This is a genomic window from Allobosea lupini (genome assembly GCF_900109525.1).
In the GTDB taxonomy this organism is placed as follows: Bacteria; Pseudomonadota; Alphaproteobacteria; order Rhizobiales; family Beijerinckiaceae; genus Allobosea; species Allobosea lupini.
This window is the reverse complement of record NZ_FOAN01000008.1, coordinates 211,388-230,786: the sequence shown is the minus strand read 5'-3', so window position 1 is coordinate 230,786 and position 19,399 is coordinate 211,388. Positions and strand designations below refer to the sequence as shown.

18 protein-coding genes and 1 pseudogene are annotated in these 19,399 nt (G+C 62.0%); 16 read left to right on the top strand and 3 right to left on the bottom strand.

From position 1 onward, the window contains the following. Nucleotides 1–210: 210 nt before the first annotated feature. The 3 genes from repB to BMZ21_RS23030 form a co-directional block, all read right to left on the bottom strand. On the bottom strand, nt 211–1,212 hold the full coding sequence (gene repB / locus BMZ21_RS23040; protein WP_091840163.1) for a plasmid partitioning protein RepB: 1,002 nt from the start codon (nt 1,210–1,212) through the stop codon (nt 211–213). Further along, nucleotides 1,209–2,417 carry a plasmid partitioning protein RepA gene (gene repA / locus BMZ21_RS23035; RefSeq protein ID WP_091840160.1) on the bottom strand — a complete coding sequence of 403 codons (1,209 nt, stop codon included), beginning with the start codon at nt 2,415–2,417 and terminating at the stop codon, nt 1,209–1,211. The genes repB and repA overlap by 4 nt, the downstream gene beginning before the upstream one ends. An 869-nt stretch (nt 2,418–3,286) precedes the next feature. Further along, a complete protein-coding gene (locus BMZ21_RS23030) occupies nt 3,287–4,012 on the bottom strand; it encodes a helix-turn-helix transcriptional regulator (RefSeq protein ID WP_091840159.1) in 726 nt (241 codons plus the stop codon). A 206-nt stretch (nt 4,013–4,218) separates the two neighbouring features. On the opposite strand from BMZ21_RS23030, the gene BMZ21_RS23025 reads away from it, so the two are divergent. The 16 genes and pseudogenes from BMZ21_RS23025 to BMZ21_RS22950 all read left to right on the top strand — a co-directional run bounded on the left by BMZ21_RS23025 (nt 4,219) and on the right by BMZ21_RS22950 (nt 19,379). After that, a complete protein-coding gene (locus BMZ21_RS23025) occupies nt 4,219–4,854 on the top strand; it encodes an acyl-homoserine-lactone synthase (RefSeq protein WP_091840157.1) in 636 nt (211 codons plus the stop codon). Between the two features lie 454 nt (nt 4,855–5,308). Then, complete coding sequence (locus BMZ21_RS23015) at nt 5,309–5,866, top strand: lysozyme family protein (protein WP_091840153.1); 558 nt, start codon at nt 5,309–5,311, stop codon at nt 5,864–5,866. Nucleotides 5,867–5,940: 74 nt separating this feature from the next. Next, nucleotides 5,941–6,237: a TrbC/VirB2 family protein gene (locus BMZ21_RS23010; protein ID WP_091840151.1), complete on the top strand. Its 297-nt coding sequence runs from the start codon at nt 5,941–5,943 to the stop codon at nt 6,235–6,237. 12 nt (nt 6,238–6,249) lie between these two features. Continuing rightward, nucleotides 6,250–6,591 carry a VirB3 family type IV secretion system protein gene (locus tag BMZ21_RS23005; RefSeq protein WP_091840149.1) on the top strand — a complete coding sequence of 114 codons (342 nt, stop codon included), beginning with the start codon at nt 6,250–6,252 and terminating at the stop codon, nt 6,589–6,591. After that, nucleotides 6,584–8,953 (top strand): VirB4 family type IV secretion/conjugal transfer ATPase, encoded by a 2,370-nt coding sequence (locus BMZ21_RS23000; protein WP_091840146.1) that lies wholly within the window; start codon nt 6,584–6,586, stop codon nt 8,951–8,953. Before BMZ21_RS23005 ends, BMZ21_RS23000 begins: the two co-directional genes overlap by 8 nt. Further along, nucleotides 8,950–9,642: a P-type DNA transfer protein VirB5 gene (virB5, locus tag BMZ21_RS22995; RefSeq protein WP_091840143.1), complete on the top strand. Its 693-nt coding sequence runs from the start codon at nt 8,950–8,952 to the stop codon at nt 9,640–9,642. The genes BMZ21_RS23000 and virB5 overlap by 4 nt, the downstream gene beginning before the upstream one ends. Further along, nucleotides 9,639–9,938 (top strand): hypothetical protein, encoded by a 300-nt coding sequence (locus tag BMZ21_RS30045; protein WP_143079774.1) that lies wholly within the window; start codon nt 9,639–9,641, stop codon nt 9,936–9,938. Before virB5 ends, BMZ21_RS30045 begins: the two co-directional genes overlap by 4 nt. A 6-nt stretch (nt 9,939–9,944) precedes the next feature. After that, a complete protein-coding gene (locus BMZ21_RS22990; RefSeq protein WP_091840140.1) occupies nt 9,945–10,907 on the top strand; it encodes a TrbL/VirB6 family protein in 963 nt (320 codons plus the stop codon). A gap of 72 nt (nt 10,908–10,979) precedes the next feature. Beyond that, nucleotides 10,980–11,267, top strand: a complete 288-nt coding sequence (locus tag BMZ21_RS22985) for a hypothetical protein (protein WP_091840138.1) — start codon at nt 10,980–10,982, stop codon at nt 11,265–11,267. Next, a complete protein-coding gene (locus BMZ21_RS22980; RefSeq protein ID WP_091840135.1) occupies nt 11,260–11,931 on the top strand; it encodes a VirB8 family type IV secretion system protein in 672 nt (223 codons plus the stop codon). Before BMZ21_RS22985 ends, BMZ21_RS22980 begins: the two co-directional genes overlap by 8 nt. Next, nucleotides 11,928–12,785, top strand: coding sequence for a P-type conjugative transfer protein VirB9 (virB9, locus tag BMZ21_RS22975; RefSeq protein ID WP_091840132.1), 858 nt, complete (start codon nt 11,928–11,930; stop codon nt 12,783–12,785). Before BMZ21_RS22980 ends, virB9 begins: the two co-directional genes overlap by 4 nt. Nucleotides 12,786–12,795: 10 nt before the next feature. Then, nucleotides 12,796–13,965: a type IV secretion system protein VirB10 gene (gene virB10 / locus BMZ21_RS22970; RefSeq protein ID WP_091840130.1), complete on the top strand. Its 1,170-nt coding sequence runs from the start codon at nt 12,796–12,798 to the stop codon at nt 13,963–13,965. A 119-nt stretch (nt 13,966–14,084) separates the two neighbouring features. Continuing rightward, nucleotides 14,085–15,056: a P-type DNA transfer ATPase VirB11 gene (virB11, locus tag BMZ21_RS22965; RefSeq protein WP_244543974.1), complete on the top strand. Its 972-nt coding sequence runs from the start codon at nt 14,085–14,087 to the stop codon at nt 15,054–15,056. Continuing rightward, the gene (locus tag BMZ21_RS22960) at nt 15,022–16,959 is read left to right on the top strand and encodes a type IV secretory system conjugative DNA transfer family protein (protein WP_091840126.1); all 1,938 of its coding nucleotides are present in this window, start codon (nt 15,022–15,024) and stop codon (nt 16,957–16,959) included. Before virB11 ends, BMZ21_RS22960 begins: the two co-directional genes overlap by 35 nt. Continuing rightward, a complete protein-coding gene (locus BMZ21_RS22955) occupies nt 16,949–17,905 on the top strand; it encodes an LPD7 domain-containing protein (RefSeq protein WP_143079773.1) in 957 nt (318 codons plus the stop codon). The genes BMZ21_RS22960 and BMZ21_RS22955 overlap by 11 nt, the downstream gene beginning before the upstream one ends. 266 nt (nt 17,906–18,171) lie before the next feature. Beyond that, nucleotides 18,172–19,379, top strand: a pseudogene (locus BMZ21_RS22950) (ISNCY family transposase). Nucleotides 19,380–19,399: the final 20 nt, after the last annotated feature.

Genomic DNA, 19,399 nt, shown 5'->3' with positions numbered 1-19,399 from the left:
CCCTGCCTCGTTCAGGGCAAAGAAATCCTGCTCGCCGAAACGGCGCTGAATCTCACACGAGACTCTTGACGGTGATTCGAGGAAGTGCGATTCTCACAGTTGCCACACTAAGAGAAGGGCTTCCGGAACTCCGTTTCGGGGGCCTTTTTTCTTTCGCCGATGCCTTATCCTTCGGTGGTTGCGGAGTTCAGAGCCAACGGCTCTGCGGTGTCATCCTGAACGGTTCGCCTTGAATGCCGCGAACAATTCTGGAAGCTTTCCTTCGATGAAGGCGGCGAAGGCATCGCCGTTCGCATCATGCCCAATCGAAATAACCGTACGAGTTCGTGAGGTCGCTACGCGTGCCACCTCCGTGTCGGCGACGGCCACAATCCGGTATGTTTCTCCTCCCGCGCCAGCTTCGTTAGCTCTGGCCGAGGCGGCGGCGAGAACCGCAAGAAACCGGTCATTTGACTGCAGGCTCTTAAATTCTGGCTCTGCAACCTTCCGCGCAACGCGCTTCTCCGAACCTGGCTTGGACAGTGCATCAACAAGCGTAAGCCATCGCCCACGCCCAATTGCTGGGGCACGACCGATCACCGCCACGAGATCAGCAGGGATACCGCGGGCAACAGCGATCAGTTTCGAAGCCTCCGCCCGGTCGATCGCCAGAGCTCGCTGCGTGACGAGCCGGTCGTGGCCAGCATCCTCAAGTCGAAGGGCAAAGGCAGCGCGCTCGATGAAGGTCAGATCTTCGCGCGCCGCATTCTCAAGCCCTTGGGCAACCGCAAGGTCGGCATCGGACAATGGCCGAATGACTGCCTTTACAGGGAGGCCGAGCTCGCGCACGGCGCGCACTCGGCGGTGGCCGTATGCAATCTGGTAACGGCCTGAATTGGCCGGCTCTTCGCGCAAAAGCACCGGGACAGCTTGCCCTTGCTCGCGGATTGACTCTTTCAGCGCTTCGAACGACTGGGCATCCTGATCGTCGAACCGGTCGCGAAAGGGCGAGGGCGTGATCAACTCGGGGGCGATTTCAACAATCGCCTGCCCCTCTCCCATCCGCCGGCGAAGCTCTTCATTCTCGCGTTCGACATCCGAGAACGTGTTCTGCAGCGAGCGTATCGAGCCTGAGGCAACCCGTGGCAGCGCTGACGCCGTGTTGTCTGCAGACAACACGGATGATGGGGTGCTGGCGAAAAGCGATTTGATCGCATCGGAGCGCTTGTTCATCGGCCCCAGACCTCTTTCATGAGGGTCACGATCTCTGCGTTCACCGAATCAACCGATTCCAGCGCTCGGTCATAAGCTGCGCGACCGACCGAGCCACGATCCAGCTCGTAGAGCGATTGCTTTGTAAGGCCCGAGTTCGCGATTGCGGTCGATTTCCAGGCTGTTGCCTTGAGCACGTCGTCACCGAACAAATTTCGCAGCAAAGCGACGATCTGTGCTTCCGGTACATCGTTCGGATCATGCCGCGTTACGACATAGCGGATGAAATCATAGTCGAGACGTCCGCCTGCGTTCTCGATGATAGCCATCAGATCGGACGTCATCAGCAGAAACTGACTCATCGAAGCGACGTCGACCATCTGCGGATGAATCGTCACCAACATCGCCGTCGCAGCGTTCAATGCCCCCATGGTCAGATAGCCGAGCTGCGGAGGGCAATCGATGACGACGACGTCGAACTGATCGGCAACCTGATCGATGGCGCCTGCGACGCGGCGAAAGAACAGCTCATGGCCTCTTACACCGCGGTCTAGCATGGCGCGCGGCGTATGGTGCTCAAACTCCATCAGTTCGAGATTTCCGGGCACAAGCCCGACGCCTTCAAAATATGTTTCGCGAACGACCTCTTTCATCGGTCTGCGCAAATCATCGTATCGAATCGCGCCATAGAGCGTGGCGTTCTCGGGGATGTCGAATTCGGGCTGGTAGCCGAACATCGCTGACAGCGACGCTTGGGGATCAAGGTCGATCGCCAGGACCTTGAACCCTTGAAGGGCGAGAAATTGTGTCAGATAAAGCGCCGTCGTCGTTTTGGCGGAACCGCCTTTAAAATTCGCGACCGTGATTATCTGCAGCTTTTCGCCGTTTCGTCGGCCGGGCGAGAATTGCAAGGCCTCGCGCGGGCGCGCGGAGCTCAGATAGTCGCGCAACTCGTTGATCTGGCCGAGGGTGTACGATCTGCGGCCAGCCGATCCGATCGCGGGGGCAGGGCCGAGGCCGTCAATCGAGAGCTGACGAAGATAGCCGTCCGAGACTCCGACAATCCTGGACACTTCGCCTGACGTGAAGGAGCGCAGCGACTTGCGTGCCGACGGAGGAAAGAGCGATGTCCCCAAGGAGCGGAGCTGATTCGAGAGTGCGACCGCATGGCGCGACACTCGCGACGACGCGAGTTCAAGTTGTGGTGAGGGAGCAGCCGCAGTCATGTTGTTTCTCGCTCAAGACGGATTGAGGGCGTCAGACGCTCTCTTTCCGTCTCAGGAACACGCCATGATTCTGACTTGGTGGCAAGAAATTTAAGGTTAACCGGCCATTAACGTCTAAAGGCCGTGTTGTCTGCAGACAACGATGGATCGACGCTGGCCTCGCGCTATTGCCATAGGCAACAGATGGGCACAGTCCCGGACGACCGCCCTTCGGTGGCATCGTCGGGAGACGCCAGCCCAACGTTGCCGTCGAACATTGCGACCCCGCGGCGAAAAGCGCCATGGCGATGTGCTATTCGCCCGTATCCTGTAAAACCGCTGTTCCAGCGACGCTGGGCTCGGCGCCATCCTGCGCATAGCGTTGAAGATGGCCAGCGTCTCCCCAGGTTGGACAGCGACCCCCGCTGGTGAACTCGTCCAGGCCAGCACGCGCGCATACGCTGCGCAAGCCGATCGCGGATTGCCCGCCAAGGCGAAGAGCAACGTATCGGATCGGCGGACCCGCGCGCCCTTGGTCATTGGCGACGTTGCAATCGACACGGCAGCCAAGTGGGAGTGGTTGGCGCAATGAGCGGATGCGCTCCAGAGCTCCTATCACCCCCAAACCCATTCCACGCCAACTGCGTGCGTGCACGGGAGCTTGGATCAAGACCTCATCGTCTTCCCTCAGATCGAACGCTTCATCGATAGGGCAGGGCAGACGGATACCCAAACCTGTCTCAGCTGTGAGCGACCTGCGTGGTTTGCCTCCTGATCGGGACTTGACGATGTCACCGCACGCCAGCGATCATCCATGCGCGAGACTTAACACGACGGCTGAATGCGCTATCCCGCAACCGACACCTCGCAAATCGCAGGTGTCAAACGGTTCACAAGATCGTTCGCCCCCGAAGCGCTATCGCTACCGCCTGCGGCAGGGTCTCCGCACCGAGATTGGCTCGCGCGTTGTCGAGATGAAACTTCACGACGCGTGGTGTGATACCCATGATCGTAGCCGTCGCCTCCATCGATTTGCCACGAGCGGCCCATGCCAGGCATTCTCGCTCGCGCTGCGTCAGCGGCTCCGCCTCAACGATCGGCAATGGCGGCTCCAGTTTCGCAATGGCGTGAGCGTGGAATGTCAGCCCGATCAACTGGACGATGTCGTTTGCTTCCGTGACCATCCTTCCATGCGCTGAACTGACCTCGTCGACCGCGAAAGTGAAGGCGGCGAAACGGCCGAAGCCGGCCGCGATAGCGACCGTGACGCCATGGCGGATGCCAAATTCATCGGCATCGTCAAAGAGCCGCTTTTGGGCCCGCAGCGGGAAGCGACTGGCAGATTCGCGGGTCCAGCGCATTGTGGAGCGCCTGCTTCGGGCAAAGGCAACCACGGGATCAACGTCCTGGTAACCCTCGGTAAAATAATGCTCGCTCCAGCGCTTGGGATAAGACGAGATCAAAACCGGATCAGCCTCGGAAAAGCCTAGATAGGCGAAGTACCGGAAGCCTAGCCTCTCGGCGATGCGTTGGCCGACACGCCCGAACTCCGCTTCTGCGGTCGATGAATGCAGGCCGTCGACCAGTTCCTGATAGGCGATTTCTACCGATTTCATCTGGCCTCCGTGGTGTTACGGCGCCTTGGTTCACGCGGCTCGAACATCTTTGGCGGATAACGAGACCATGTCGTCGCATCGGCATGTGGCAACAGCGACCACAACTTTAAAGGGAAACTCCAATCTGACCTGTCAGATTCGACAGGTTCGATGACAGCTCGCCTCTGATCGATTGGCCTCCAGATCAACGCGATTCGGAGGTGACGATGCAGGTCGTCGAACTGACCCGCGCCGGAGATGGCGCCAATCGCTCGCTGCTCAGGGACATGCATCGGCTGCGACGGAAAGTCTTCAAGGACCGGCTCGACTGGTCGGTTTCAACAAGGGGCGATTTCGAGAAGGATCGCTATGACACGCAGGATGCGACCTACCTTGTCGTCGTCGATCGCGGCACGGTGCTCGGTTGCGTTAGGCTGTTGCCGACGACGGCGCCGAACATGCTGGCCGAAACCTTCCCGGAGCTGCTGGATGGCGCCAATGCGCCGCGATCCGATTCCATCGTGGAAAGCTCGCGCTTTTGCGTCGATACCGGATCAACGGCCGCTACAACGGAGGGCGGACTGCGGCAAGCCACGTTCATGCTGCTTGCCGCCATGCTCGAGTGGAGCACTGCGCGCGGGCTCAAGTCGATCGCAACAGTCACCGATCTGCGAATGGAGCGCATTCTTAGAAGGGCCGGGTGGAGGTTGCGGCGTATCGGGGGCCCGCGACGGATTGGGTCGACAGCTGCCGTCGCCGGGCTGTTGCCGATTGAGGACGATGCGCTGGATGCGATCCGCCGCAATGGCGGTCTGAGCGGGCCAGTCCTTCCGCTGAAGATGGCCCTGCCGTTTGCAGCATGACCGAGTTTCGCATGCTCCGGATGACGCTCGCTGGCGCAATCGCCAGTACGTTGATCGGCCCGGCATCCGCCCACAAATGGGGCTACGCTGGGTTGCTATGCCTCGCTGCTCCTGGCGGGCCGACCCAATACTCTGCTTGCGTTCCACCCGTGACCTGGCTCTGGCCGCATCTCAGGCGGGGAGGGGGCTTTCTCGCATGTGCAGCCACAGGAGCGAGCACTTGGCCGATCGGCTCTGATCCGTCTGAAGCATGCCAGGACGGATACATTGCGCATGAACTTGAGTGCGATGGTGCAGCGCTTATTGCCTGCGTCTCAAGCAAGCTCCTTCGCGATTGCGAGCGAGGAGACGAGGCCTGCCAGCCTCATGACATTCAAGCGGTCCAATATCGCGCGCACCCCAATGTCATGGAGGTGGCAGGACCAGACGGGCCCAGCACATGGATCCGGTTCTAATGGAGTCCGCCGACATTGCGACATTGATCGAGCGTTGTGCACCCTCAGCCCTGGCGAAACCCGTCGCCGCGATCATTCTACAGGCGAGCGAGTTCGAGCCCTTGCTCGTCACCATTGCAGGCAAGCGGCCGATCCGGATCCTTGCAGGTTCGAAGCCTGAGGCGATCGCGTTCGCCAGCGAAGCGACCATGGCAGGGCAACACGTTCGGATCGGCCTGGCGCAACTTGGCGATGAAGATCTCAAGGCAGCTGGGCTCACCGTGACCACAGCGTTTGAGCCGTGCCCACATATTGCTGGAGTCGGGCGCGTTTTTCACGAGCGCAAGACGCAGCTCGTTGCCCGAGGCGCCTCTGATGAGGCAGCCGGAGAGCAGGCGATCGCATCGTTCAAATTTGTTCGGAACGCCGGCACGGCGCCGCGCAAACCGGCTCCGGAGGCCGATCGACAACGCGAGGCGTCATCCCAGCAAGAGCAGAACGTATCCGCTAAGGATCCGCCATCCTGGAGCGTCTATGGCGCACACCGAGGCGCGTCGCTGTTGATCTACAGCCGCTGACCTCCGCAGAACCGCTTCCATCCGACCGCATCCCACCGTGCGGCATCAAGACACGCCTGTCCAGGAGATACCCTATGCCTGTGCCACTTCGCACACTCACCACGCCGGCCGGCATGGCTGCAGTGCTTTTTCTCTTCGCCGTCGAACCGGCGCTCGCCCAGACCGCCAATATCGAGGGCGTGCTGCAAAACATCGTCACGATGCTGACCGGCAATGTCGCGCGCCTCCTGGCGACGCTCGCGGTGATCATTGTCGGCATCGCCTGGATGTTCGGCTATCTCGATCTGCGCAAGGCGGCTTATGTCGTGCTCGGCGTGGCCATCGTATTCGGCGCGTCCGAAATCGTCTCGACCTTGACCGGCGGCAGCTGAGACGCGGCCGCGATGACGAGCGAACCCGAACGCCTGATCGAGGATACGCTGTTTCTCGCCTGCACAAGGCCAGCGATGATTGCGGGCGTGACCATGGAGGCGATGGCCATCAACGTGATGGCCTCCTGTATCCTCTTCTTGGTGGCAGGTTCGATCGTCTATGGCCTGGCCGCCCTGCCCATCCATCTGATTTGCCGCGCAATCTGCCGGCATGATCCCAACCAGTTCAGACTGATCGTCGCTTGGTTGGAAACTCGCGGACGCGCACGCAATGGCGCGGTCTGGGGTGGGTCATCGCCGACGCCCTTGCACCTCCTTCGCCGCTTCAAAAACCGCGAGATCGACCATGGCTGACGCTACGCGCATGAAAGCTCGCGAGATCGACCCGAACGTTCACCTACCCTACGTTCGACACGTGACGGAGACCGTCGTCAGCCTCTCGACGCGGGCTTTGATGACGACGATCCGTCTCGATGGCATCGCCTTTGAGACGGCCGATGTCCGCGATCTCAACGACCTTCACGGCAAGCTCAATCTCACACTGCGCAATCTCGCCGACGACCGGCTCGCACTCTGGGCGCATCTGATCCGGCGGCGGGACGCGTCCTATCCCGATGGTGTGTTCTTCTCCGCTTTCGCGCGCGATCTCGACGCCGGGTATCGCGAGGCCCTCCGGGGTGCGCAGCTGTTCCGCAACGAGCTCTACCTCACGATCGTCGTCCATCCCGGTCGAGATCGTGCGGAAGCCGCAGCCGGCTTCATTTCCCGGCTCAATCAGGCGCGCGGCAGGGGAGGGGAGGTCGAGGCCGCCGCCTTGAAGCGGCTGGATGATGCCGCACGAGACATCTCGGCTGCGCTCGATCGCTACGGTCCAAAAAAGCTGGGCCTCGTCGAGCATGACGGCATGCTGTTTTCGGAACCGATGCGACTCCTGCATCTGCTGGCATCGAGCGAGGATTTCCCGACAGCCTTGCCCCAAGGTCGGATCGGTTCGGCCATCTACACCAACCGCGTCATCTTCGGCCGCGAAGCGATCGAGGTTCGCGCGGCCGGCGGCTCGCTTTACGCCGGAATGTTCGGCCTTAAGGATTATCCGGCCTCGACCAAGCCCGGCATGCTGAACGGCCTGCTCTCAGTTCCGTTCGAGTTCGTGCTTTCGCAGAGCTTCGCCTTCCTGTCGAAGGCGGACGCCAAAACCGTACTGACGCGCAAGCAAAATCAGCTCGTCTCAACCCAGGACGTCGCGGCTTCCCAGATCGACGACCTGACCGATGCGCTGGACGATCTCGAATCCAACCGCTTTGTCATGGGCGAACATCATCTCTCGCTGCTGGTGCGCGCCGAAAACCCAAAAGCGCTGCTCGAGACGATGGCTCAAGCGCGCCGAGTTTTAGCCGAGGCCGGCGCGGTCGTCGCGCGCGAAGACCTCGGTCTTGAGGCCGCATACTGGGCGCAGATGCCGGGCCTGTTCAACCACCGGGCCCGATCGGGCGCGATCACCTCGCGCAATTTTGCGGCGCTATCGCCGTTCCATAGCCATCCGACCGGTAAGGCTAACGAAAATCATTGGGGACCATCGGCCGCCATGCTGAAGACGGCCTCGGGCTCACCCTATCATTTCTCATTCCATGCCGGAGACCTGGGCAACACCTTCATTTGCGGCCCGTCAGGCTCTGGTAAAACAGTGCTGCAAAACTTTCTGCTCGCCGAGGCGGAAAGATTTGGCTGCCAACGCGTTATGTTCGACAAGGACCGCGGCGCCGAAATCTTCGTGCGCGCTTCGGGCGGCACCTATCTCACGCTCAAGAATGGCTTACCAACCGGTTGCGCGCCGTTGAAGGCGCTCGAGTTGACGCCGGTCAATCTTGCTTTCCTCGGCGAGCTCGTTCGCAAGCTCGTCACGGTCGAGGGCAGGGCGCTCTCCGTCGTCGATGAAGAGCGCATCGATTCCAGCCTCGAGGCCATGCGCGCTCTGCCGCGTGAGGAGCGCTCGCTATCGGCGCTGCGCGCGTTTCTCGGACAGCAAGATCGCGAGGGGATTGGTGCCCGGCTCGAACGATGGTGCAACGGCTCTGCGCTCGGCTGGGTCCTCGATGCTGAAGAGGACGCGATCGCGTTCGACGCCGACTTCATCGGCTTCGACATGACCGACGTGCTCGAACATCCGGTCGTGCGCACGCCGCTGATGATGGTGCTGTTCCATCGCGTCGAGCAGCTCATCGACGGCCGCCGCATCATCATCGACATCGACGAATTCTGGAAGGCGCTCGGCGACGACGCCTTTCGAGCGCTCGCCAACGACAAGCTCAAGACGATCCGAAAGCAGAACGGCGTCATGGTCTTCGGGACGCAGTCACCGCGCGATGCGCTGGCGTCTCCAATTGCCCACACCATCGTCGAACAGTGCCCGACGCAAATCTTCATGCCGAACCCGCGCGGCACGCGCTCGGACTATGTCGATGGCTTCCATCTCACTGAAACCGAGTTCCGGCTGATCAAGGAAGAGCTGTCGGCCGAGAGCCGGCGCTTCCTGGTCAAACAGAACGGCCAGTCCGTCGTCGCCGAGCTCGACCTCGGCGGCATGAATGAGGCGCTCGCCGTGCTGTCGGGCCGCACCGAGACCGTCGAGCTGCTCGACCGCATCCGCGCCGAGGTCGGAGACAACCCCGAAGCGTTCCTGCCCCGCTTCCATGCCGAGAGAAGGATCGACCGATGAGAGTATCTCGCCTGCTAATTGCCGCAGCACTGGCTGGATTGCCCGCACTCAGCGTCGCCCAGCAAGGCGTTCCGGTGTTCGACGCCAGCGCGATCGCAAAACATGTCGAGCAGATCGGCAAGCTGGCCGAGCAAATCGAAATGATGAAAGCGCAGCTGACTCAGGCCAAGCAGCTCTACGAAAGCTTCAACAAGCTGACGGACGTCAACGATGTCGCCTCGCTTTTGAGCAGCGATGAATTCCGGAAACACCTGCCGAAAGAGTTTGGCGAGATCGAGAAGCTGGTCTCGGGCGGCGGCGGATCGCTTGCTGGCCTCGTCGATCGCTATCTCGATCAGAATCGCGCCTATCAGGGCGGCGATGCGAATTCGTTCTATCGCACCGAGCTCGACCGCATCGCGCGCCAGACCGGCGCGAAGCATTCGATCGGCCAAAGCGTCTACGACACGGCATCAAAACGTATCGATGGGTTGGAAGAACTCCGCCAGAAGATCACAGGGTCCAAGGACGCCAAGGACGTGCTGGATCTCTCTGCGCGCATTCAGGCGGAGCAGGCGCTCCTGCAGAACGAGGTGCTGCGCATGCAGGGGCTGGCCATGGTGCAGCAGGCGCGCGGCGACATGGACGGTCAGCGGCAGAAAGAGCGCGAGCGGCAACTTGTCGACGAGATGAAGGCGGCGCTGCAATGAGATCGCTCTCGGCAGATTCGCTGGCCGTTTTACGTCTGCTCAATGGCTGCGTCGAGCAATTCGACGAGACGCCGCTCAGCAGTAACAGCAGTTCCCACCTGCTCCTGAAGCGCGCCGCGACTCCGACAACTGCCTGGTTACTCGGAAACCCAGATGCGCTGGAAGGCACATGGAAGCCATGTCGGTCCATTCCAAGTAATCAGCGCGGCAAACCGCCGCTTATCGATGCGGGCCTGGCACACGAGCGCGTTCTGATGCTCGACTGGGCGCGTGCACTCGGTTCTTTGAAGCAGTGATCAGACATGGCGATCACAATTTTCGACGACTTCCTCAAAGAATTCGAACAGCCGATTACGACGTTCGTGTCGACGTCGGTCTCGAACCTCGCGTCTTTTGTTGATGGTCCGTTGCGAGTTGCCGTGCTGCTCTATGTCGTTTTGTACGGCTTTGCCGTCATGCGCGGGGCGATCGCCGAGCCAATCCAGGAGTTTGCCTGGCGAGCGATGAGGCTCGTCCTGATCGTGCTCCTCGCCTCGAATGCAAGCTCGTTCCAGCAGTACGTGACCAACCTCTTCTTCACGTCGTTGCCAAAAGAGATCGGGAACGCTTTGGCCGGAACCGCGCTCGACACGTCCTCCGGCCAGCCTTTTGATCGCCTCCTTACCAAAGGCATCGAAGTGTCGCAGAAGATCTATGAACAGGCCGGCCTGACCACAATCGCGCCAGCTCTGATTGCGGCAATACTTGCGGTTTTTACCGCCGTCTCGGGTTTCCTGCAGTTCGCCATCCTGCTCTATGCCAAGATCGGATTAGCGGTCGTCATAGCGCTCGGGCCGATCTTCATTGCGCTCGCATTATTCGATGCCACGCGACCCTTCACAGAAGCCTGGACGCGTCAGGTCGCGAATTTTGTCATTTTGCACGTGCTTGTAGTGGCGCTGGTCGGGCTTATGCTGACGTCGGTACAAAGCTTCGTCGAGAAATACGGGGCCGGTACGACGACCGGCGGTGGCCTCATGGTAGGTGCTGTCGCAATTAGCGCGGTCCTCGGCCTTGCCGCCTACATCGCCCTGCAACTCCCTGCGATCGCTGGAGGCCTTGCCGGCGGCGGCGCGTCGCTGGCCGCTCGCGTCGTCACCAGTGCCATTACAGCAAACGCCGCTTCGGCTGCCGTTGGCGCGTATGCCGGCGCACAGGCCGCCGCCTATCGCGCAGCAACCCGCATCCGCGCCCGTCGCCAGGGCGGCGAGATCAGGCGGGTCTGAATTCACCCCCATAACAGGAACACCAGCATCCGCCCGATGAGGCGAAGAAGGACTTGTTCAATGAGATGTCGCGTGATCACCAGCGTCTTGCTGGCCATAACGGTGACGGGCTGTGCCGCCATGAACAAGGGCGCGCCGTCCTGCGACGGTTCGGCAAAACGCCCTCTCAACCGGTCGCTGTGGGATTGGGAAGCTACGCCCCCGGCTGCGACGCAGCCTGACACGCCTGTCGTCAAACGGCTCGGCCAGTCCCAGCAAGAGCTGCCTGCCCGCGGCATCGGCCAGGTTGCCACAGGCTGGTCCGCCTTCGACATCGCGCGGTCGTTCCGAGCCTGTGGCGAGGCCCCGCGCCATGGTTAGGCCCGACGACCTGAAGGACTACTTCGACAATGCCCGGCGCTGGGAGCAGGATCTGCTTCTAACGGCGCAACGGTCGAAGCGGCTGGCCTGGTTCGTGGCGACGGCAGCCTGCGTGCTCGCGACAGCCGCCGTCGGCGCGGTTGCGGCGCTTGCGCCGCTGAAGACCGTCGAGCCTTTCGTCATACGCGTCGATAACGCGACCGGCATCGTCGAGACAGTCTCGGCCCTCGGCTCGTCCCCGCGAACCTACGATGAGGCGGTCACGAAGTATTTTCTGGGGCGCTATGTCCGCTCGCGCGAGGGTTTTAGCCAGGCCGAGGCCGCCAGCAATTTCCAGACGGTGGCGCTGCTGTCGTCGCAGGCAGAGCAGGCCCGTTTCGCCGCCGTCTATCGCGGCTCGAACCCTGAAAGCCCGCAGGTTCTGCACGGCCGCTTTGGCGTCGCCGAGATCCGGATCAAGGCGATCTCGCTGCTGGCCGACAACCTCGCCTCAGTTCGTTTCCTGAAGGAGAGTCGGAAAGGCGACGAGACCAAGGTCACGCATTGGATTGCGATCCTGACCTTCGCCTATGTCAACGCGCCGGTCTCCTCGACCGATCGCCTGATCAACCCGCTCGGCTTCCTCGTCTCGGAATACCGCGCCGATCCGGAGGTCGCGCCATGAGCCGCCGCGTCATCGCAATCTGGTGCGGGCTGGTCCTGGCGATCGGCATTGGACTGCCGTCCCTTGCCTTGCAACTCCCGACCGCAGGGGCGCGCGACGAGCGGGTGCGCTTCGTTGCGTATGACCCCGCCAATGTCGTCAAGGTCAATGGCGTGATCCGGGCGTCCACGCAGGTTATTTTTGCCGAGGATGAGGAAATCGCCCATGTCGCGATCGGCGACTCGATCGCCTGGGAGGTCGCGCCGGCCGGCTCGATCCTATTCCTGAAGCCCCGTGAAAAGCATCCGCCGACCAATCTGCAGGTCGTGACGACGCGACGCGACGGTCGCAAGCGCTCTTACCAGTTCGAGCTCGCGATCACGGAAGCTTCGCTCAAGGAGAGCTATTTTGTCGTGAAGTACTCTTACCCGGCCGACGAAGCCGACCGGCGTCGCGCCGAGACCGAAGCGCGTGGCCAGCAGCGCGAGGGGGTTGTGATCGAGCAGACGTTCGATCTCCACCAGCAATACGGCGCGCGCAATTGGCGGTTCTCAGCGCAGGGTGCAGCCGATCTTGAGCCCGACAGCGTTTTTGACGACGGCAAGGTCACGAGCTTCCGCTTCGCAGGCAATCGCGAAGTTCCGGCGATCTCCATGGTCGGCTCCGATGGCGCCGAGAGCCTCGTCCCGAAGGATGTCCGAGGCGAGCTTGTCGTTGTCCATGCCACCGCGCGCGAGTTCCGGCTGCGCCGCGGCAATGAGGTGCTCTGCATCTTCAACGAGGCCTTTGACGCCGTCGGCAGGAGCCCAGGCACTGGCACGACGAGCCCGAGCATCGCTCGGACCCAAAAGCAGCCCGCGCCACGGCGCCGCTGAGGAGCAGGTCATGGCTGATCAGACGGCGCCTTCCGGCGTAGAAGGCGAGCGCGGCATCACTCCCGTCTCAGGACCTGTCGAGGGTTCGGGCCGGGCGCTCGCCAAGCGCGGTATCGGTGCGGCTGCGCTGATCGCGTTCTCAGTCCTCGTGATCTGGAGCACCTGGAAATCGGAAAAGCCTGTCGAGCAGGGCTCCACAAAACCGATCATCCGCCAGACCACTGCATTCGAGCCTGCTCGCGAGGCGCCAATCCCGGCCCCGGTTCAGCAGGCTGCCGTGCCAGTCCTGCCGCCTCAGCTCGCGCCGGCCGCCGCTGCGCCGCAGACCGATAAGCTGATGGAAAGTGCCCGGCGCGCGCCGGTGCTCGCCTTCAACCGGCCTGGCCGCGGAGCTTCGGGCGGGGACGGGGCAGGGCAGGGGGTCTCATTGCCCGGATCGCCTCTGTTGGCAGTAGCAGGAGAACCTCGGAACGACCTTGCCGACAAGCTCAGGGCAACGTCGATCGAAGGCGTGCGCGCCGCTCGCCTGCCCAATCGCAATTTCCTGGTGGCGCAAGGATCTGCGATCCCATGCGTGCTTGAGACGGCAATGTCGTCGGATGTGCCGGGATTTGTCTCCTGCGTTGTGCTGCACGATGTCTTGTCGGACTCCGGCCATGTCGTACTGATGGAGAAGGGCACCCAGATCGTCGGCGAGTATCGCGGCCAGGTCCGGAAGGGCTCCAAGCGCATGTTCGTGCTTTGGACGAGGGCAAAAACCCCGACCGGTGTCATTGTGGCGCTTGCGTCGCCTGCGACCGACGCGCTCGGCCGTGCCGGCTTCGACGGCGAGATCGACACCCATTTCTGGGAGCGCTTTGGCGCAGCACTTCTGCTCTCGATCGTCAGCGACGCGGCCGCGATCGGCCGCAAACAGCTCGACGCTGCCGATATCGAGATCCGCAACACGTCGGGCGCGGCCAATACGGCCGCCGGCATCGCCGTCGAGCGCTCCATCGACATTCCCCCGACCCTGAACAAAAATCAGGGCGAGCGCGTCACCATCTTCGTCGCTCGCGATCTTGACTTCTCTTCAGTCTACGATCTGAAGCGGATCGAAAGCCGCGCGCGGATTTTGGATCGCACTGTGCCGGGCTTCGATGCCGGCGTGGCTGCCGGCTCGCGGGTTACAAAGCCATGACCGCGCTCGCGCCTTCGCCTGTGGAAGCCCAATGCGAAGTTATCGTTGCACGGGCCAAGCCGACGGCTCCGACCGCCTGCGAACGGCACGCCAGCCGCATCGTGCTGGAACGATATCTCATGCCGCTCGCGCCATTCCTGTCGCAGGCGGATCTCACCGAGATCGTCGTCAACCGCCCGGGCGAGGTGTTCACGGAAGGACCGGGCGGCTGGCATCGGCATGAACTTCACGATCTGAGCCACACGCATCTGATGCATCTGGCGACGGCCGCCGCAGGCTACACGCGGCAGGACATCGGTCCAGATCATCCGATCGTCTCGACGACGCTCCCGGGCGAGGAGCGTTGCCAGATCGTCGTACCACCGGCAGTACCGGCGGGGACCGTCAGCCTGGCCATCCGAAAGCCGTCGACCGTCACCATGACCCTCGAGGATTTTGAGGAGCGCAACCTGTTCTCCGACATCCGCGTCACGAGCGATGATCTCTCTGACGACGAAACGGAGCTGCTGCGCCTGCGCGATGCCGCGCACTGGCGCGAATTCCTGACTCTAGCCGTTCGCAGCCGCCGCAACATTGTCATCTCAGGCGCAACAGGCTCAGGCAAGACAACGCTGTCAAAAGGTCTGATCGCACAGATTCCGGCGACCGAGCGCCTTGTCACCATCGAGGACACGGCCGAACTTGTCGTGCCGCAGTCCAATCATGTCCGACTGCTCTACGCCAAGGACGGGCAAGGCCTCGCCAAGGTCGGCCCACGCGAGCTGCTTGAATCGTGCCTGCGCATGCGTCCCGATCGCATCCTGCTGCAGGAGCTGCGCGACGGCACGGCGTTCTTCTATCTACGCAACGTGAACTCGGGGCATCCAGGCTCGATCACGACAGTCCATGCCGACTCGGCACGTCTCGCCTTCGAGCAGTTGACCTTGCTGGTGAAGGAGAGCGCCGAGGGCCGGGACCTGGCGCGCGACGACATCCGCAATCTGCTGCGCCAGACCGTTGACATCGTCATCCAGATGAAACGCGAGCAAGGCCGCTTCCGCATCACGGAGATCGACTATGACCCCGTTCGAAAGCGCCTCGCCAGCGCGTAGGGCGGTGCTCCGGATTGCGCTCACGCTTGCCGGCATCGCCATCTTCCTGTTCGTCGGCTCCAACGTGCTGCTGCTCGGCCTGCGCAACCACGATGGCGCATTCCACTGGAACGAGCTTGCGATTGCCTGGCCGCATTACGGAACAAACGAGCGCCTCGATCGCTGGATTACGTTTGGCACGCTGGCCGGGACGATCGCAGCCTTCGGACTCATTGGTCTTATCCTGCGAAGAAGGCCACGGCCGCTGCATGGCGAAGCTCGCTTTGCCACCGAGCGCGACATCCGCAAAGCAGGTCTGAGGTCCAAGCGGGGGATCCTGCTCGGTCGGAAAGACGGAAAGTTTCTTTGCTTTGGCGGGCCTGAGCACGTCATGGCCTATGCCCCGACGCGATCGGGGAAGGGTGTCAGTTATGTGATCCCGAACCTGCTGAACTGGCCGGATTCCGTCGTCGCGCTCGACGTCAAGAAGGAGAACTTTGACCGCACCGCCGGTTTCCGGGAGGCGAGCGGGCAGGCGATCTTCCTGTTTGATCCCCTCGACGAGCAGGGTCGCACCGCGCGCTACAATCCACTCGCTTATGTGCGCCGCGATCCTGTCGACCTTTACGACGATCTCCAGCGCATCGCGGTCATGCTATTCCCGGCCGAGAACCGGGCCGACCCGTTCTGGTTCGAGACCGCCCGCTCGGCTTTCGTCGCAATCGGCGGTTACGTTGCCGAGACACCTGGCCTACCGCTGACAATTGGCGAAATCCTGCGACAGCTCTCGGCCTCGAGCGACCTGAAGGCGCATTTCCTGGCCGCGATGAAGGAGCGCGCCAAGAGCTCGGCGCCGCTGTCATCGCATTGCATCGGGGCGCTGAACGATTTTCTGTCGGCGTCCGAGAACACCATGAACTCGGTCCGAAAGACCACGACGGCGAGGCTGGGCCTCTGGCTCAATCCGCGCATCGACGCGGCGACATCTGCAAACGATTTTGATCTGCGCGAGCTGCGCGCCAGACCGATATCGATCTTCCTTGGGGTGACGCCGGACAATCTCGACCGCATGGCGCCGCTGCTAAACCTGTTCTTCCAGCAGGTCATCGATCTGAACAGCAGGGAACTGCCTGAGCAGAACCCGAAGCTGAACAGACGCGTCCTGTTGCTGCTCGATGAGTTCCCGGCGCTCGGCCATGTCGGCGTGCTCGCCAAATCCGTCGCCTTCGTCGCCGGCTACGGGATTCGCCTGCTCACCATCATTCAAAGCCCGGCGCAGTTGCGGGCGATCTATGGCCCTGACCTCGCCAAGACCATCATGACCAACCACGCGATCGAGGTCGTGTTCGCTCCCAAGGAACAGGATGTCGCTAACGAGCTGTCCGAGCGGATCGGCTACGATACGGTTCAGGCGAAAAGCCGCTCGCGGCCTTGGGGGCTGTCGGCGGGCAAGCGCAGCGAGTCGGTCTCGGATCAGCGCCGCGCATTGATGCTGCCGCAGGAGCTCAAGCTGATCCCCCCATCGAAGGCATTCATTCTGGCGACCAGTGTGCCGCCGATCATCTGCGACAAGATCATCTACTACGAGGACGCCGCGTTCACCGCGCGTCTGAAGGCGCCACCGGTCATCGCGCCCAATCGCGGCCCCTCCAATATGCTGCTGGCGAGCGAGATCACTGAGCTGAAATCTGCCGTCGCCGAGCTTCAGGCGACGTTTCGGACACGGCCGATGACGGATGAGGAGATAGCCGATCCGTCGTTGATCCCCGACGATGCGACGTTTGATTTCGGCGATGTGCCGGTCGATCTGGAGGGGCTGTCCGAGGATGAGCTCAAGAACTGGTGCTCGCAGGTTATCGACGCCGCGATCATTTCAACCAAGGAGACCGGCGGATCGATGAAGGAGATGCGCCTTGCAAGGTGACCGTCAGGATCAGAGCGAGTTCACGATCGAACGGGGCCGAGAGAGGGATGCGGGCGCTGGCAGGTCGTCGCCTCGAGGCGCTGCAAGCGCACCGCAGGGCGAAACACAATCCGGTCAGGCTCAATTCGATCTTGGCGGCGAGACAGAGCGCCAGTCTGAAAGCGGAATGCCGGAGCGGCTGCGCCGAAAATACTATGTCGCGGAAGCAGGCGCGGGCGACGTGGCGAAGATCTATGTCGACCCGCGCGGCGAGTACCTGGCGTTCAAGGTCTCGACCGACCGCCTGGCGACTCGGCTCGAAGACGCTGGCGTCGTTCGCGATATGGTTTCGGTGGCGCAGCATCGAGGGTGGAAGGAGGTTGAGCTTCTTGGGTCGCACGAGTTCCGACGGACGGGTTGGATCGAGGCTTCCGTGCGCGGATTGGCGGTGCGCGGTTATGAGCCCGATCCTGTTGACCGGGCCGCGCTGTCGTTGCGGACCAAGGCGGATGTCGATCCGGCGCGGAGCCAACCACAATCCCAGCAACGCGCTGCTCAACCGTCCCAGGCCGTGTCGGCCGTCCCTCCGACCAACGGGTCGGCCTTCAAAATTGACGCACTTCCCCTTCTATCGTCGACACCTGATCGACCATTGCGTTCTGCCGGCCAACGCCGCGCCGACATTTTTAGATCGGCCCACCGTCGCCGGCACGGAGATGACGACGTCGTCAAAGCTGCGCGTTCTCAAATGGCGGCGATCGAGGGAGCTCTGACCAAGGCGGTTCGAGATCCGGCTTTACGACAGCCGATTTTGGCTTTTGCGAAGGACCGGATCGCTCAGGAGCTCGAGCGCGGCAACAAGTTCAAGCTCGCTGAATTAAGCACGCGCGAGATGCAAGAGAGGTCGAGTGCTGATTCAACGCGCAAGAGCCATCCGAACTCGCAGGGGGCCGGTTGGGATCGATGATACTCTCGGTCTATAGCACGCGGTGGTCCGGCTGACATCCAAATCGGGGTACTGCCATTCCATGCCTTCGACATGGGCGATCTTTGGCGCAGCTGTCCAAAGCCGCTGGTCTGGCGGGTAGAAAAGCTCAGCGTATCGCTTTGCTTTGAAGTTCCATAATCTTCCTTATGCGAATCGGATGTGTAGAAGCTCATTAGAAGGGTCGCACCTCTCCTCTTTAGACATGTCACTTTTTCCTCGGCGTCGTGGCTGGGGAGTTGCGTGCGATGACGGTACTGTCGATGAGCCGGACGGAGATCGACCGGGTTCATGTGCTGAAGGATTTGCTGGCGGAGCGGATACGAACTGGCGAAGCGGCGCAGCTAATGGGCGTGACCACGCGCCAGGTCTTTCGGCTGTTGCGGGCCTATGCTGATCAAGGCCAACTACCTCGATTTTGGCCCGACGCTTGCGGCCGAGAAGCTGGCTGAACGCCATGGGCTACGGCTCGGTGTCGAGACCGTGCGGCGCTGGATGATCGCCGACGGGATCTGGCGTGATCGCCGGGAACGGCTCAAACCGGTGCACCAACCGCGCTACCGGCGCGATTGCGTCGGCGAGCTCATCCAGATCGATGGCTCGCAGCATTGGTGGTTTGAGGACCGAGGCCCGCAATGCACCCTGCTCGTCTTCATCGACGATGCGACTAGCCGGCTGATGCACCTGCAATTCGTCACGGCAGAGTCGACCTTCGACTATTTTGCAGCGACGCGCAGCTATCTGCAGCGCTACGGCAAGCCTGTCGCGTTCTATTCTGACAAGCACGCGACGTTTCGGGTGAACAAGGTCGGTGCGACCGGCGGCAATGGAATGACCCAGTTCGGCCGGGCGCTGGATCAGCTCAACATCGACATCATCTGCGCTAATGTCCCGCAGGCCAAAGGACGGGTCGAGCGCGCCAATGGCACGCTGCAGGATCGGCTGGTGAAGGAGCTGCGGCTCGCCGGGATCTCGTCGCTCGAGGCAGGAAACGCATTCCTTCCGGGCTTCATGGAGGACTTCAACCGGCGCTTCGCCAAGGAGCCGTTCAACGACAAAGATCTGCACCGTCCGCTCGCCACGGACGACGATATCGACGAGGCCTTTGCCTGGAAGGAGGAGCGGACGGTATCGCAGAACCTGACGCTTCAATACGACAAGATGCTGTTCATCCTCGAGCCGACCGACGCCGGTCACACGCCCCCTCTCCCGCCAACGCGTCACCATCTACGACTATCCGGATGGTCGGTTTGCCATCCGGCACCAGGGCCTCGACCTGCCCTATCGGACCTTCGACAAGGTTCAGCAGGTCGATCAAGCCGCGGTCGTCGAGAACAAGAGGTTAGGTGAGGCACTGGCCTACATCGCCGAGCGCCAGAAGGAGCTCAAGATGTCGCGCAGCGGCCGTGCGCCGCGACGGCAGGGGCAAGGCAAGAGCATCTTCAAGGCGGGCTGATCGCTCGGACCCAAATCCCC